The following is a 14,994-nucleotide window of genomic DNA, read 5'->3' on the forward strand; positions in this document are numbered from 1 at the left end:
ATCATAGGATGAAATTCGGAGGGGGCTCTATGAGATATTGCCTACAATTCGACCCATTCATGGCGAATTCGGCAAGCTTCTGGTCGGCATCAGAGGCGGAGAGAAGGAGCCTGAACATGGTAGCGTCCGTTGGGGACGACCAAAGGCGAGCCCGACACGGGGTCTTCGATCACCGAGCAGTCCAGCCCGAAGATGTCCTTCACCAGCCCGCTCGTAATCACTTGCGCCGGCTCGCCCTCGGCGATGAGCCTTCCTTCCTGCAAGGCGAAGATATGGTCGGCATACCGCGCGGACAAGTTAATGTCGTGGAGCACCATGACAATCGTCGTTCCGTGCTTGCGGTTCAGGTCGGTGAGCAGGTCGAGAATCTCCACCTGATAGGTGATATCGAGAAAGGTAGTCGGCTCGTCGAGGAACAAAATATCGGTCTCCTGCGCCAGCGCCATGGCGATCCATACGCGCTGCCGCTGGCCGCCGGACAGCTCGTCGATGTGCCGATTGGCCAGCTCCGCGATATCCATGATGCTCATCGCCTCGGCAACGGCCTCGGTGTCCCGGCGGGTCCAGCCGGTATGCCAGGATTGGTGCGGGAACCTTCCCCGCCCCACCAGGTCGGCGACGGAGATTCCTTCCGGCACGATGGGGGATTGCGGCAGCAGGCCGAGGATCCGGGCGAGCGGCTTTGGCGGAATCTTGCCGATGGGGCGGCCGTCCAGCGTGACCTGGCCGGCGGACGGCTTGATGAGCCGGGCCATGGTTTTCAGCAGCGTCGACTTTCCGCAGCCGTTGGCCCCGATGATGACGCTGATTTTATGGCTGGGGATCGTCAGGCTGACGCCTTGAAGTACCGTCTTGTGATCGTAGCCGGCGAAGAGCCGCTCGGCTGCGAGCTGATGGGTCGGTTTCATTACCATTCTCCCTTTTGGTTCATGCGGATAAGCAGGTAGATGAGATACGGCGCTCCGAGCAGGCCGGTGACGACACCGACCGGATACCGGACCGCGAAGGCGAACTGTCCGATCAGATCCGCCGCCAGCACCAGATTCACTCCCACCAGACCGGCCGGAATGACATTGGAGAAGCCGACGCCGACGAGCCGCTTGGCGATCGGGCCGGCGAGGAAGGAGACGAAGGCGATCGGGCCGGTGGCGGCCGTGGCCATGGCGATCATCCCGACGGAGCTGACAATCAGCGCCAACCGGGTCTTGTCGGTGTTCACCCCGAGCGTCGACGCCGCTTGCTCGCCAAGCTCCAAGAGGTCGAGCCGCTTACCGAGCGCGATCACGACCGGGGCCAGGACCAGCACCGTGATCGCGAGGGGCGGAAGCTCGCGCATCTGGGAGCCGTTGAGGCTGCCGGAAAGCCAGCGCAGCGCCGCAGGAATATCCTGCTGAGCGCTGACCAGGAGCAGATAGGAGATCACCGCGTCGAGCATGGCCTGGATGCCGATGCCGACCAGGATCAAGCGTCCCACCGAGAACGCCTTGCCCCGGGAGAGAAGATAGATCAAGAGCACAGTGGCCAGTCCGGCAATCACGGAGGCGAGGGAAACCACCGCTCTGCTGGTATGCAGGACAACGAGGCAGAACACGGCAGCCGCGCTCGACCCGGAGGTGATGCCGATCACGTTGGGGTTCGCCAGCGGGTTGCGCAGCATCGTCTGGAAGGTATACCCGGCGATGCCGAAGGCAAACCCGGCGAAGAGACCGGCCAGCATCCGCGGCAGCCGGATCGTGTTCACGGCGAACGACACGCCCTTGAGCGGCTCGCCCGCGAGCGCCCGAAGGACATCCCGGACGGGATAAAGGGTGCTGCCGAGCAGTAGCATGGCGCAGCACAGCAGGACGGCGAGGACCGCCAGGAGACCGGTGACCAGCACCCAGCGGCGGCGACGCTTGCGCCGGCCGGCGACAATATGGGCAATCGGTTGAGGGTTCATAAGGACCGCACTTTCGTTTTCATCGCCAGGAGGATGAGGATGGGGGCTCCGATGAACGCGGTAACGACGCCGACCTCCACCTCGCCGGGGCTGCCGATGAGCCGGCCGCACACATCGGCGATGGTCAGGATAATCGCTCCCGCTATCGCCGACAGGGGGATGACGAACCGCAGATCGGGGCCGAGTGCCAGGCGGACGACGTGGGTGGCGAGCAGCCCGACGAATCCAATCGGGCCGGCCAGCGCCGTGGTAGCCCCGCACAAGAGAACCCCGGCCAAGGCCGCCACCAGCCTCAGGGCGCCGGTTCGGACACCTTGGCCGGTGGCCACCTCGTCTCCGAGCGCCAAGGCATTGAGGGCCGGTGCCGTGATCACGGCGAGCGCGGTTCCGACGACGAGAAACGGAGCGAACGTCGCCATTCCGCTCCAGGAGGCCGAGCCGACGCTCCCCACCTGCCAGAACCGGAATTGATCCATGACGTAGGAACGCGGGATCATGATGGCGGTGACCAGGGAGGAGAGGGCGGCGCTGGTGGCCGCGCCCGCGAGGACAAGCTTGATGGGCGTGGCTCCGCCACGTCCCATCGAGCCGATTCCGAAGACGAACAGCGCCGTCAGGGCGGCTCCGGCCAACGCCAGCCAAATGTATTGGTTCGCCGTGCTGATATGAAGGAACGCCAGTCCGCAAACCACGAACAGGGACGCGCCCGTGTTCACGCCGAGGATGCTCGGATCGGCGATCGGGTTGCGGGTGACCGCCTGCATCAGCGCGCCGGATACCCCGAGTGCGGCCCCGCCGCATAAGCCGAAGACGGTGCGCGTGATCCGCTTGCGCACGACATGGGCCCCGTAGGAGTCGACGTCCCGGCGAAACAAGCCGTCGATCAGTTCGTGAAAGCTCACCAGCCGGGAGCCGAAGACGAGAGAGGCCACTGCGCATAGAACCAGCAGGCCCAAGCACAGCGCCAGCACCAAGGCGAAATGCTTCGGTCTATGCGGGCGCAGCTGCCGCTTCAAGGAAGCTTGCGGGCCCGTCATTGGAGTTTGCTGACGGCCCCGTCGAGCAATCCCAGGTATTCATCCAAGGTATAGGCAATCGAGAGCGGATTGGGATTGCCCGAGGCCGCGAGAGGAGTGCCATCGCCGATGAACACGACCGAGCCTCTCTGAATCGCCGGGATCTTGCCCAGCAGCGGGTCGGCTTTCACGGCTTGATACAAGTCCTCGCCGCCGTATCCGACCAGAATGTCGGCATCGTTCAGCATATCGGCGTTCTCGGCGCTTAGGTTCAGGGAGTAGTTCTTGGGATCCGTGATCTGCTTCGTCACGCTCTCCGGATAGACCAGACCCAGCTCCTGCAAGAATTCGCCGCGCGGGTCAGCGGGCGTATAAATATGTAATTTGGACATATCCTTCGCCGAGAAGTTGACCCAAACGACCTTCTTGCCCTGGAGGCTCGGGTGCTCGGCGGCCTTGTCGCGGATCTGCTTCTCGGTGTCCTTAATGAGCTGTTCGCCTTCGGCCTTCATGCCCATGCCGGTGGCATTCAACAGGACCTGCTCCCGCCAGGTGGTCAGCCAAGGCGCGGTCGGATAAGCGACGACCGGAGCGATCTTGCTGAGCACGTCGTAATCCTCCTGCGTGATGCCGGAGTAGGCGGCGAGGATGACATCCGGATTGGCGTCGGAGATGGCTTCGAAATCGAGGCCGTCCGTGTCCTGGAACACATTGGGCTTATCGACGCCCAGCTCCTTCAGCTTCTTGGCGGTCCAAGGCAGCAGCCCGCTGTCGTCCTGAACGCCGTAATTGGCCGCCGAGAAGCCGACCGGCACTACGCCGAGCGCAAGCGCGACATCGTGGTTGGCCCATTGAATCGTTACGACCCGTTCCGGCTTGCTCGTAAGCGTCGTTTCGCCGAAGGCGTGCTTGATGACGATGGGATATTGGGCTGCTTCGGCGGAGGCGGCGGGAGACGCGGCCGGAGAGACTTCAGGGCTTGCGGAAGCAGACTCGGCCGGGGCGGAGGCGCTTGGCGAGCTGGAGGAAGAGCTGGAACAGCCGGCCAGGGCAAAGACGAGCGTAAGCGAGAACAGCAGGGGTTTTACGAGAGAGCTTCGGGTGGGCTTCATGGACGGTATCCTTCCTGACTGAAGATGTATTTTCATTAAATCTTAATGATAATGATTATCATTGTCAATAAAATATTTGACCTGACCAGACGGAATGCCGATGAAAATTTTGGGGCATGCGGCGGCTGTTGCCGATGGAACGGCAATGGGTTTGCGGAGAATCCCGATATACAGGGGGAACCTCGGCTTCGTATAATAGGGGCAGTGCCGCAAGCGGGGAATCAAAGGGGGGAACAAAGGTGGCCAAATGGGACAATCTGCTGTCCATGCTGTGGATGCTGCGGTCCGGCAGGAAGCTTACGGCCGCGCAGATTGCGGACAGCTTGGAGATCAGCATCCGCACCGTATACCGGTACATCGACGCCTTAAGCGCCAGCGGCGTGCCGATCGTCGCCGAATCCGGCCATGACGGCGGCATCTCGATACTGGACCGCTTCCGGGAAGCGCCCCTATTCTTTAATCCCGCCGAGCTGAGGGCGCTCGCGGATGCGTACAAATTTGCCCAGGGCGCCGGCTATCCGTATACGGAGGAGCTGCAGAGCGCCCTGAAGAAGGTGGAGAACGGCCTGCTGGAAGAGCAGCGGGACGATCTGTCCCGCCGGACGGGCGGTCTGGACGTGATAGCACCGGCTCGCCCGCCTTCCATCGTGCCGCTGCTGCGGGATCTGGAAGCGGCGGCCAAGGATGGGCGTACGGTCCGCATCGCCTACCGGAAGGCGGAGGAGGAGCAGGCCGGCGAACGCGAGATCGACCCGTACGGCTTGGCCTTCGACCGGGACGAATGGTATGCGGTCGCCTTCTGCCACCGGTCGCAGGCGGTGCGGACCTTCCGCGCCGACCGCATCGCTTGGCTTGCGCCCACCGGCGCCCCGTTCGTCAAGCCGGAGGGATTCTCCGCGTCGGCCTATTTCCGCGACCGGTCCGAACGGGACCGGGAGGCGGGCGGCCCGCTGACGCTTATCCGCATCGAGGGCGAGCCCGATGCGCTGAACGCTTTATGCCGTCATTGGCATCTGCGCCACTATGTGACGGAACGGACCGATCGGGAGGCGCAGTTTCGGCTCGACGTGCCGACGATGAACAAGTACCTCCCGAGGTATCTGCTGACCTTCGGCGCGGCGATTCTTATCCGGGAGCCGCTGGAGCTGAGGCGGCAGGTTCGGGAAATGGCCCGCCAGATTGCGCGGCAGTACGAAGAGGACCCCGCCGATTGAACTTCACTGACAGCGGTTGTCAGCGAATCCGGTATACGATAGAGACCAGGCAGCGGTAGCTTTACTAGGCCAAGCAGGAGAGGGGAATGCAGATATGCGTCAGCATCCGCAACACCAATACGAGTATCATGTCTGGGCAAACGCCCGGCTGTTCGACCACCTGGAGCAGCTTCCCGAAGAGGCTTTCCACGCCGAAGTGCAGAGCGTGTTCCCGTCCGTGGCGCAGACGCTCGGGCACATGTACCTGTTCGAACAGCTCTACCTGGGCGTACTCGCCGGGCTGCCGAATGAGGCGATTTTTCCGAAGATGACGGAATGGAGAGAGGAGGCGCAGGGCAAAACCATAGGCGAGATGCGGCGGTTATTTGCCGGCGTTGCCGAATCGTTCCGGGCCTTGCTGGAGCGGACGCCCGATCCGGACAAAGCGATGACCATCGAGCATCCGAAGTATGGCCGGTTGGACACGTACTTCTCCGAGATCGTGCAGCATGTGGTGACTCACGGAACCTACCACCGCGGCAATGTGACCGCCATGCTGCGTCAGCAGGGGTACAGCGGCGTGCCCACGGATTATCTATTCTACTTGATCGACCGGCAGGAAGGTCACCGGTAAACGAAGCGCACCAGGATGGAAGGCACCCCCGGCAGGGTGTCTTTTCTTTTGCCCACCAGCGGGTAAGCGAGTCTGAACATGCGGGGGATCAGGAAAAATCTGTCGATATATGTACGCCGCTGCATTTCATCCTGCCTGTCCGGACATAGTATAATAGGAGTGCAGATCAGGATAAAGGGAGAGGAGCATGCGGAAATGGCACAGAGCTTAAAAGACAAAGTCGCCATCGTCACCGGAGGAGCCAGAGGAATCGGCAAGGCAACGGCGATTGCGCTGGCCAAGGAAGGCGTAAAGGTGGGCTTGCTGGCAAGAACGGAGTCCACTCTCAAGGAAGTGGCAGCCGAGCTTGAACGGCTGGGCGTTAAAGCCGCTTATGCGGCCGCCGATATTTCTTCGAAGGAACAAGTCGAAGCGGCGGTCGAGGCTCTCCAAAAGGAGCTGGGTCCTGCGGATATTCTCATCAACAGCGCAGGGATCGCCACGTTTGGTTCCGTGCTGGAGATGGACCCGGACGAATGGAAGAGGATTATCGACACAAACGTGATGGGGACGTACTATGTCACCCGTGCCGTCCTGCCGCAATTCATCGAGAAGAACGGCGGGGATATCATCAACATCTCCTCCACCAATGGCTTAAACGGAGCTGCAACCTCCAGCGCGTACAGTGCGTCCAAATTTGCCGTGATCGGGTTTGCCGAATCCCTGGCCCAGGAAGTGCGCCGCCATAACATTCGGGTATCGGCCTTAAACCCCAGCACGGTGGCGACCGATCTGGCGCTGGACTTGAACTTGATCAAAGAAAACAACGATTCCAAGTTCATTCAACCGGAAGACCTGGCGGAGTTCATTGTCGACCAATTGAAATTGAATCGGCGAATCTATGTGAAATCGGCAAGCTTCATCGCAACCAACCCGTTCTAACTCGCATCCGGTAGACGGAGGGCCATCCCGCAAGGGGTGGCCTTTTAATTTGCCGTCTGGTACGGATGGGGGAATAGATTCCATTACTCGATGAGCAACGTCGTGCTAGTTTAGCGCTAGTCCGTACCAATTCCCCTTCAGCTTATCCAGCACGTATTTGATGTGCTCCTTGGCATAAGCATTTTCGAGGACATCGCGACTCTCGCAATACACAATATGATAGGGGTTCCCATAAGCGCTTTCCCAGTCGAACAAAAACTGAATCAAACTCGTTCCGTCTTGCTTGCTGTATCGCAGAATACTCAGCTTGCGGTCCGACCATCCATCAAGCTCCCGGATCTTGTTCTGCAGGCTCAGGCTCACCATGTCGTGGAAGCGATCGACTGAAGCATTGCCGCCGGTGGAGTAGAGGATCGTAACTCCGGTATCGCTCAGGCCCTCCTGCTGGCTCATGAGACGCTCGGTCTCATCCTTGATCGCATCAAACAGCTCGGGATGGTCCTGGAAAATAGCATACTTCGCCCTGTAATACCTATCGATAATGATGTTCCCTGCCGCTACAACCAATACGGCAACGGCAATACCGATAAGAAGAGGCTTTTTGAAACTCATCCAATTCACCTGCCACCCCTAAGTCTAGCCGACCGCGCTTCCTTCGATTTAGCCTTCAGTTGTCTTAACGGCAAGCACTTCGTATCCCAGGTTTTCAACCGTTTGCTTCAACTGCTCGGCCGATACCCGGGAGTCGTCGAAGTCGACCTTTGCTTTACTGGCATTGAAGAGAACCGTAGCCTGTTCCACTCCGTCGACTTTGCTGAGAGCACCTTCCACTTTCTTAATACAGCTGGGACAGGTTAAGGTTTCGAGCTGCATGACCGCTCTTTTCATGTTTCGTTCCTCCTTTAGTCGGTCCAGTAAACATCCTTCGACTCCTTGGCCAGGCGCTGGTAGTCCTCGAAGGAAACGAACTGGCCGGTCTCGGGATCAACGGGGTCGGAGACCTCATACTTGTAGACCTTGCCGGGCAGCTTCGAGGCCTTGTAGCCCCAGGCCGAAGCGCGGTACAGCTCGTTGCCGAGGCTCCCCGAATCGGTGCCGAAATAGCCCTTTTTCTTCACATAGCCGAGGAGGTTGTCCAGATCGAAGGAGTCTCGGTCGGCGTAATAGGCAAAGTCGGCATGGAACGGACGGATGGTGTCCGTGCTGATGGCATGCTCCTTGATATACTGCGAGGTTCGTTCATAGATGGCTTGGGCCAGAGCATAGTCGCTCTTCATTTCCGCTTCCCGGTCGAAGCTGCGGCGCAGGATGCCAAGCCGGAGGCCGAGATAGGCCGGAAACACATCCGACGGCCCTTCCGTATACTCGGGGATAACGCTGACGAACCGGTTCAGCGGGTTCCCGGGCTTGTACTGCTCCAGCAAGCGATAGCAATCCTGGCGGAACTCGAATAGGTCGGGGGAATAAAAGTCCTGGATGCCGTTCTTCGTCTTCTTGATCTGGATGCCGAGCCCGGGGTCCCGCTCGTCGTAAAACACCCCGACCCAATCCCCTTCGTCGACTCCGTGCAGCAATTCCCTCCGCCGTTCCTGGAACACCGAGCCTTCCGCGATCCGTAGGTTATAGGTCTTCTCCAGGTACGCCGCAAACTCCGTTTTTACCGATTCTTCCGCCTTGTCGCCGGCCTGATGGGCGCCGATCGGAACACAGCCCGAGAGCAGGCTGAAGGCCATGAGCAAAAACAAGGCTCCTCGTCTCGTTCGGTTCATGGATTCCTCCCCTTATGCTGCCGTTGTCTCCGGCCCAGGCTTACTGCCATTCCTCTGCCGGAGAATCTTTCGGTATTATAGCAAACCGACTCTCCCATTTGAAATTTCTTCCGCCCCCGATATCCGGGAGAAGGGCCGGGCCATGGAGGAATTATTCCATTGTCGCGGAGAAACGTTCACAGAACGTTCACTTATGAAAGCGGGGAGGACCTCGTTACAATGGACAAAGTCTCTTGAAAAAAAGGAGGATTTCGATCATGTCGAACCCGATGCATGCCGAGACCCGCTTGCCGAGAAACGGCAAAGAGGGGATTCTGTTTGGTTTGATTGTCTCTATTCTGTCCGTCAATACCATTGCGCCCGTCATCACCGGGCTGGAGCTCGGCTTCAGCAAAGCAGTCTATTGGAATACGCTAAAAATCATCCCGTTCATGTGGATCATCGTCCTTCTGTCCGTGCGTTTCCTGGCCGGACCGATCGTGGGCAGGGTTCTGCCGAGGTTCCTCAAGCCGACCGATGGGTTTGCCGTCCGGGTGCTGATGACCATCGTGCTGAACGTCACCGTGTTGTCCCTGTGGATGTCGATCATCGGCACCTGGGTGGGCATGCGGGAGATCAGCCTGCATCCGTTTCAGAATTTCCTGCATATCTGGCCGCGGAATTTTGGTGTCGCCTTCTGGATCGAGATGCTGTTTGCCCAGCCGATTGCCCGTTGGGGGATGAAGATGCTGCACGCCCGGCAGGACCGGCAAGCGCTTCGGGCGGTTCGCTCCGATTCGTAACTCTGGAGCGGGTCCGAAGCGTTTTTTTGCAGCCCGATCACTTAGTCCGATGACCGAATGGAATCCATATCATTGACATATTCTCGCATCAGGCTTACGATGGGACACATCGAAACATCTCACCCGACAACCGAATACGAAAAAAGCAGGCTATGAATGCTATGGGTTCACTATAGCAGGAGCGGCTTCTGGAGAGACCGCGGGCATCCGCGGCGCCGAAGGGTTCACAATCTCAGGCAAAAGGACAGAAGAGTGCGGATTCAAGCAGGGTTGGCGGAGCCATGTTCGCCCTTCCTTTCGATCCGTTATTCTGACGCACCCGGAGATTGGAGTCCATCCAATCTCTTTTTTTGTTGAGTGTGCGGGACGGGTTTCGAACAAAAAGGGGGCTTGCGCTTTGGCACAGCAAGAATTAAAACGGGAATTGGAAAACAGACACGTTCAACTCATTGCCATCGGCGGTACGATCGGCACAGGATTGTTTCTGGGCTCGGGCCGGGCGATCCAGCAGGCGGGGCCGTCGATCGTCCTCGCCTACCTGATCGTGGGCATTGCGGTGTTCTTCGTCATGCGGGCGCTGGGAGAACTCCTGCTGTCCAAGGCAGGGTACCAGTCGTTCACCGACATTGCCGAGGACTACCTGGGGCCGCGGGCGGCCTTCGTCACCGGCTGGACCTACTGGTTCTGCTGGATCATGACGGCGATGGCCGACGTGATCGCGGTTGGAGTATATGTGCGGTATTGGTTCGCGATTCCGCAGTGGGTACCGGCCATCGTCTGCCTGGTCATCTTGCTTGCGCTTAATCTGCTCACGGTCAAGAACTTCGGCGAGCTGGAATTCTGGTTCGCCCTCATCAAGGTTGTGACGATTCTCGCCTTGATTGCGATTGGGGCGGTTCTGCTCGTGATCGGCTTCCATACCGATGCGGGGAAGGTGACGCTCACGAACATCTGGGGGCACGGCGGACTCTTCCCGAACGGAGTCACCGGCTTCCTGCTCTCCTTCCAGATGGTGGTGTTCGCCTTCGTCGGCGTAGAGCTGGTCGGCGTATCGGCGGCGGAGACGGCCAACCCCGAGAAGAACATCCCGTCGGCGATCAACAAGATCCCGCTGCGCATCCTGTTCTTCTACGTGGGGGCGATCCTCGCCCTCCTGTGCATCAATCCCTGGACCGAGCTCAGCCCGGCGGAGAGCCCGTTCGTCAAGACGTTCACCCTGGTCGGCATTCCGATTGCCGCCGGGATCATCAACTTCGTCGTGCTCACCTCCGCCGCCTCCGCCTGCAACAGCGGCATGTTCTCGACGAGTCGGATCCTCTATAACCTGAGCCGCAACGACCAGGCTCCGGTCGCCTTCGGCAAGCTCAACCGCAATCACGTACCCCGCAATGCGCTGGCCGTCTCCACGCTGGTGCTGTCCGGAGGAGCGCTGCTCAGCAAGCTGATTCCGGGGCAGGCCTTCGGCATCGTGACCACGATCAGCGCGATCTGCTTCATCTGGGTTTGGGGGATCGTATTGGTCTGCCATATTCGTTATAAGCGGACGAACCCGCAGCTTCAAGCGAAATCGACGTTCAAGGCTCCCCTCACGCCCTTCGTCAATTACGCGGTGTTGGCGCTGTTCGCCGGGATTCTGGCGATTATGCTGTTCGCCTCCGAGACGCGCCCGGCCCTGCTGCTCACCCCGCTCTGGTTTGTGCTGCTGTACGCCCTGTACGCGGTTCGGCGACGGAAGGTGCGGCTGCCGCTGAGCGAGGGAGCGGTTCAGGAAGGATAGGGATCAGGAATTCCCTGTGCCATAGAGGGAATGGAAGGGTTTTCCTTCCCGAAAGTCGAATAGGATTGAGGACTTTCAGGAGGGGAAGGGGTTGCTTGCGATGACGGGCCAACCTGTAGTTCTGGTGTTGGGCATGGTTCATTTTCAGCAGATGGAGGATATCCGAGAGCCGCACCGGCAGGCGGAAATCCGGGAGCTGATCGATCGGCTTGCCGAGTTTCAGCCGACCAAGATCTGCGTGGAGCAGGTGGCGGAGCGCCAGCGGGAGCTGGATGCGGAGTACCGGCAGTACCGGGAGGAAGAAGGCGAGCTGCCGGCGAACGAAATTCAGCAGATCGGCTTCCGGCTGGCACACCGCTTGGGCCATGAACGGGTGTACGCGACCGACTGGATGGATCTCGATCCGGAGGACATCGAGCGGTTAAAGAAGGGCTTCGAAGAAGCGGAGCGCAAGCAGCCTGAGCTGGTGCGGGAATCGCAGGAGTGGATCGAGCAGCGGCTCCAGAGTCACTTCAAGCCGGGAACCGTGCTGGAGATGATCCGCCAGAATAACGACGAAGCGTTCAACCGGCGGGATCACCAATACTACATTCGGTACCGGGCCCGAATGGGCGAATATCCCGATTACGTGGGCCCCTTCTGGCTGCGCTGGTGGTACCGGCGGAACCTGACCATATACGCCAATGTCGCCCGCCTCGCCGAAGCGGACGACCGGCTGCTGGTCTTATACGGCAGCGGCCACAATTACCTGCTGAAGCAGTTCATCCGGGAGAGCGAGCTATTCGAGCTGGAGCCGGTTGACGCCTACTTGAAGTAAACGTTATATAGCAAAAGGAACCGGAGAACGCCCCCGCTCCATCGGCGGAGATGCGTTCCGGTTCCTTTTTAAATTTACGTCCGCTCTACGAATTCCTGGACATCCTCGGCAATCAGCGCGAGTGCTTCACGCCAGAAGTCCCGAGAGTGGACGTCCATGTCCAGCAGCAGGGCCGCCTCGCGGATCGTCGCCGTGCCGGTAGCGGCCAGGAAGCCGCGGTACCGTTCGGCAAATCCGCTCTCCCGCTTCTTATACTGCGCGTACAGCCCTTTGGAGAAGAGCAGTCCAAACGAATAGGGGAAATTCAGATATTCGTTGCCGGCCATGTAATACCCGGCTTTGCTGATCCATTGGTACGGCGAGAGGGAGTCCAGGTCCACGCTGGTCCCGTAGGCCTCGGTCATCGCTTCGAGCAAGAGGCGATTCAATTCCTCCACGGAGAAGGGGCCGGACCTCCGGCGTTCGTACAGCCGGCTTTCAAACCGATACCGGGCGTAGAAATCGACCAGATAATAGGCCGTATCGGACAGCGTCCGCTCCAGCAGGGCAATCGCGTCCTCGGCTCCGGCGCGCCCAAGCAGTTCCCGGTGAATCAAGCTCTCGCAGAAGATCGACGCCGTCTCCGCAATGGGGATCGGATAGTCGGTGTTCAGCATTGTCTGCCCGGCCAGGCAGCGGCTGTGATAAGCATGGCCGATCTCATGCGCCAGCACGCTGATGTCGACCGGACGCCCAGTGAAGCTGGCGAGGATCCGGCTTTCGCCGAGCGGGAAGAGGTCGACGCACATCCCGAAGTTCCCCTTGCCGCTGCGCGGTTCGGCATCGATCCAGCGCCGTTCGAACACCATGCGGGCGAAGCCGCCCAGCTCGCCGCTGAACCGATCGAACCCGGACGCGATGAGGTCGGCCGCTTCCGAATAGGGAATCCCGCCGTCCTGCTCAACGCCCAGCGGCGCAAACACGTCAGGGAAGGGCAGCGGGCCGGAATGGCCAAGCAGCTCGGCCTTGCGGGTGTAATAGCGCCGGAGCAGAGGCAGGCTTTCCTCGACGGCCGCCAGCATCGCTTCCAGCGTTTCCCGGTCCATCCGGGAAGCGGCCAGCACTTTCTCGAGCGGCGAAGTATACCCTCTCAGCTCAGAGAGGGCCAACGCTTCGCCGGATAAGGCGCTGAGGCAGGCCGCGCACGTCTCTGCCACGCTCGTGCAGGCCTCCTGCTCCGCCCGGGCAGCAGCCAGGCGGACGGCCGCATCCGCGTCATAGGCCAGATTCCGCAGCTCCGCCAAGGACAGACGCTGTGTCTTGCCGTCCACATCGAGCTCCACCCGCAGCGTGGCGGAGGTTTTTCGGTACAACCGTTCCCAGGCCTTGGAACCGGTCTGCCTCATCCGGGCAATGGCGGCCTCCGCTTCTTCGCCGAGCCGATGGCGCGTCTGCTCCAGCAGCTCCCGCAGATAGAAGCGATGCTTCGCCAAGTATTCCGAGGAATTCAGCAACGATTCCACGCTTCCGAGGGTGGACACCCATTCGCGAAAGCCGGCGAGTCCCTCCTCGGCCAGCGCTGCGGTTGCTTCCAGCTCGTCCATCGTATTCGCCGCTTCTTCATCGCCGTCTGCGCTGTATCTTAATTCCGCATAGCCGAACAGGCAGAGATACACCTTCTTAAAGGCATTTAATCGTTCCAAGAAAGCTTCCATGACCCCGGCGGGGTCCGGCTCGCCGTGCGGCGGAGCGGACCATCCTCGTAATTCGGCGGCCAAGCTTCCGGCCAACTCCCGGTCCGCCCGGAATTTCTCCGATTGAAACCCGGGGTAGATGCTGTCCAATTCCCACGTCAATTCCATCTTAACCTCTCCTTGTTGCCATCAGGCTTTTTTTTGCAGAACAGTCAGGGTAATTAGCCACACTCACATGCTCACACCTCATCGGCTTAAGGTTAAGGGATGGTCCCAGGAATCGCGCGGGAACGGAAGGGAAGTCACGGGTTCATCGTCTGCCAGTCGCGCTTGGTCAGCAGGTAGCGGTGATAGGGTTCGTTGTCGATTTCTATAAGGACTCCACCCATTATCGCATGGGAGAGATCGAGCCTGTAAAGGGAGTTTCCTTACCAGCCAAACTTTCCAGGCCCTTCCCTTTCATCCATCCCGTCCTACGCAAAAAAGCCCCTATCCACCGGCAGCCGGAACCGTTAGACTGGAACGGAAACCGACTGCCGGGACAAGGGGGATAACCGATGGAGGATACCGAGAAGCAGCTGGAGCGTTGGGAAGCCGCGGTGAACAGGCTGCGGGCGGCCGGCAGTGTGTTCGCGGAGGAGGAAGCCCGCCTGCTGGTGTCGTCGACGCCGGATTCCGAGGAACTCGCCCGGCGCATCGAACGGAGAGCGGCCGGGATGCCGCTGGAATACATCCTCGGCTGGGCGGAATTCGGCGGCCTGCGGATCGAGGTCGATCCCGGCGTGTTCGTGCCCCGGCAGCGGTCCGTGTTCCTGGCGGACCTGGCGGCCGCATGGACGCGACCCGGGAGCGTCGTCCTTGACCTGTGCTGCGGCTCGGGGGCGTTGGGCGCCGTCCTGGCCACCCGATCCCGGCGGATAGAGCTGCACGCGGCGGATATCGACCCGGCCGCTGTGCGGTGCGCCCGCCGCAACCTCCGCTTCGCGCCGAGCACCGTGTACGAGGGGCATCTGTTCGACCCGCTGCCTTCCGAGCTTCGGGGCCGCATCGACGTGATCGTCGCCAATGCCCCCTACGTGCCGACCGCAGCCATCCCGCTCCTACCCGCGGAAGCGCGGCTTCATGAGGAGCGGACGGCGCTGGACGGAGGCGCCGACGGCCTCGACGTTCAGCGGCGGATCGCCGCCGAGGCTCCCCGCTGGCTGGCGAAGGGCGGCGCGCTGCTCATGGAGACGAGCGAGAGGCAGGCGCCGTTCACCGCCGCGCTGTTCGCCGAGGCGGGGCTCTCCCCCCGCCGGGTCCGCTCCGAGGAATGGGACGCGAGCGTAATCATCGGCGTCCAACCGGACGCCCCGTCCTAA

The 14,994-nt window shown here is 60.5% G+C and carries 15 protein-coding genes and 1 riboswitch; of the genes, 7 read left to right on the plus strand and 8 right to left on the minus strand.

Translation table 11 applies throughout. The features are described 5' to 3' along the window. Positions 1 to 89: 89 nt before the first annotated feature. Genes ACSEXS_RS13185 through ACSEXS_RS13200 form a run of 4 tightly spaced genes read right to left on the minus strand, consistent with a single transcriptional unit; the run spans position 90 to position 4,067 of the window. A complete protein-coding gene (locus ACSEXS_RS13185) occupies positions 90 to 908 on the minus strand; it encodes an ABC transporter ATP-binding protein (RefSeq protein WP_438433700.1) in 819 nt (272 codons plus the stop codon). Beyond that, positions 908 to 1,939 (minus strand): FecCD family ABC transporter permease, encoded by a 1,032-nt coding sequence (locus ACSEXS_RS13190; protein ID WP_438433701.1) that lies wholly within the window; start codon positions 1,937 to 1,939, stop codon positions 908 to 910. Before ACSEXS_RS13190 ends, ACSEXS_RS13185 begins: the two co-directional genes overlap by 1 nt. Further along, on the minus strand, positions 1,936 to 2,976 hold the full coding sequence (locus tag ACSEXS_RS13195) for a FecCD family ABC transporter permease (protein WP_438433702.1): 1,041 nt from the start codon (positions 2,974 to 2,976) through the stop codon (positions 1,936 to 1,938). The genes ACSEXS_RS13190 and ACSEXS_RS13195 overlap by 4 nt, the downstream gene beginning before the upstream one ends. Then, positions 2,973 to 4,067: an iron-siderophore ABC transporter substrate-binding protein gene (locus ACSEXS_RS13200; protein ID WP_438433703.1), complete on the minus strand. Its 1,095-nt coding sequence runs from the start codon at positions 4,065 to 4,067 to the stop codon at positions 2,973 to 2,975. The genes ACSEXS_RS13195 and ACSEXS_RS13200 overlap by 4 nt, the downstream gene beginning before the upstream one ends. 239 nt (positions 4,068 to 4,306) lie before the next feature. Here ACSEXS_RS13200 and ACSEXS_RS13205 point away from each other — a divergent pair, with 239 nt between their 5' ends. The 3 genes from ACSEXS_RS13205 to ACSEXS_RS13215 all read left to right on the plus strand — a co-directional run bounded on the left by ACSEXS_RS13205 (position 4,307) and on the right by ACSEXS_RS13215 (position 6,815). Beyond that, positions 4,307 to 5,281, plus strand: coding sequence for a helix-turn-helix transcriptional regulator (locus ACSEXS_RS13205; protein ID WP_438433704.1), 975 nt, complete (start codon positions 4,307 to 4,309; stop codon positions 5,279 to 5,281). Between the two features lie 94 nt (positions 5,282 to 5,375). Next, the gene (locus ACSEXS_RS13210) at positions 5,376 to 5,894 is read left to right on the plus strand and encodes a DinB family protein (RefSeq protein ID WP_438433705.1); all 519 of its coding nucleotides are present in this window, start codon (positions 5,376 to 5,378) and stop codon (positions 5,892 to 5,894) included. A gap of 195 nt (positions 5,895 to 6,089) precedes the next feature. Beyond that, positions 6,090 to 6,815, plus strand: a complete 726-nt coding sequence (locus ACSEXS_RS13215; RefSeq protein ID WP_438433706.1) for a 3-ketoacyl-ACP reductase — start codon at positions 6,090 to 6,092, stop codon at positions 6,813 to 6,815. 105 nt (positions 6,816 to 6,920) lie between these two features. Here ACSEXS_RS13215 and ACSEXS_RS13220 read toward each other — a convergent pair whose 3' ends face one another. Genes ACSEXS_RS13220 through ACSEXS_RS13230 form a run of 3 tightly spaced genes read right to left on the minus strand, consistent with a single transcriptional unit; the run spans position 6,921 to position 8,584 of the window. Further along, the gene (locus ACSEXS_RS13220; RefSeq protein WP_438433707.1) at positions 6,921 to 7,427 is read right to left on the minus strand and encodes a hypothetical protein; all 507 of its coding nucleotides are present in this window, start codon (positions 7,425 to 7,427) and stop codon (positions 6,921 to 6,923) included. Between the two features lie 48 nt (positions 7,428 to 7,475). Further along, a complete protein-coding gene (locus ACSEXS_RS13225) occupies positions 7,476 to 7,703 on the minus strand; it encodes a heavy-metal-associated domain-containing protein (protein WP_438433708.1) in 228 nt (75 codons plus the stop codon). A gap of 14 nt (positions 7,704 to 7,717) precedes the next feature. Next, positions 7,718 to 8,584 carry a hypothetical protein gene (locus ACSEXS_RS13230; protein WP_438433709.1) on the minus strand — a complete coding sequence of 289 codons (867 nt, stop codon included), beginning with the start codon at positions 8,582 to 8,584 and terminating at the stop codon, positions 7,718 to 7,720. A gap of 269 nt (positions 8,585 to 8,853) precedes the next feature. On the opposite strand from ACSEXS_RS13230, the gene ACSEXS_RS13235 reads away from it, so the two are divergent. From ACSEXS_RS13235 to ACSEXS_RS13245, 3 genes are all read left to right on the plus strand, one after another. Beyond that, the gene (locus ACSEXS_RS13235) at positions 8,854 to 9,366 is read left to right on the plus strand and encodes a DUF2798 domain-containing protein (RefSeq protein ID WP_438434036.1); all 513 of its coding nucleotides are present in this window, start codon (positions 8,854 to 8,856) and stop codon (positions 9,364 to 9,366) included. Between the two features lie 178 nt (positions 9,367 to 9,544). Further along, a riboswitch (glycine riboswitch) is annotated at positions 9,545 to 9,624 on the plus strand. Positions 9,625 to 9,763: 139 nt separating this feature from the next. Next, positions 9,764 to 11,143, plus strand: coding sequence for an amino acid permease (locus ACSEXS_RS13240; protein ID WP_438433710.1), 1,380 nt, complete (start codon positions 9,764 to 9,766; stop codon positions 11,141 to 11,143). A gap of 100 nt (positions 11,144 to 11,243) precedes the next feature. Beyond that, entirely contained in the window at positions 11,244 to 11,960 is a 717-nt protein-coding gene (locus tag ACSEXS_RS13245; protein WP_438433711.1) for a DUF5694 domain-containing protein, read from the plus strand. Positions 11,961 to 12,034: 74 nt separating this feature from the next. Here the strand turns inward: ACSEXS_RS13245 and ACSEXS_RS13250 are convergent, their stop codons facing one another. Further along, positions 12,035 to 13,801, minus strand: coding sequence for a M3 family oligoendopeptidase (locus ACSEXS_RS13250; protein WP_438433712.1), 1,767 nt, complete (start codon positions 13,799 to 13,801; stop codon positions 12,035 to 12,037). A gap of 389 nt (positions 13,802 to 14,190) precedes the next feature. On the opposite strand from ACSEXS_RS13250, the gene ACSEXS_RS13255 reads away from it, so the two are divergent. Then, positions 14,191 to 14,994 (plus strand): putative protein N(5)-glutamine methyltransferase, encoded by an 804-nt coding sequence (locus tag ACSEXS_RS13255; protein WP_438433713.1) that lies wholly within the window; start codon positions 14,191 to 14,193, stop codon positions 14,992 to 14,994.

The organism is Gorillibacterium terrae (genome assembly GCF_051594785.1).
GTDB lineage: Bacteria > Bacillota > Bacilli > Paenibacillales > NBRC-103111 > Gorillibacterium.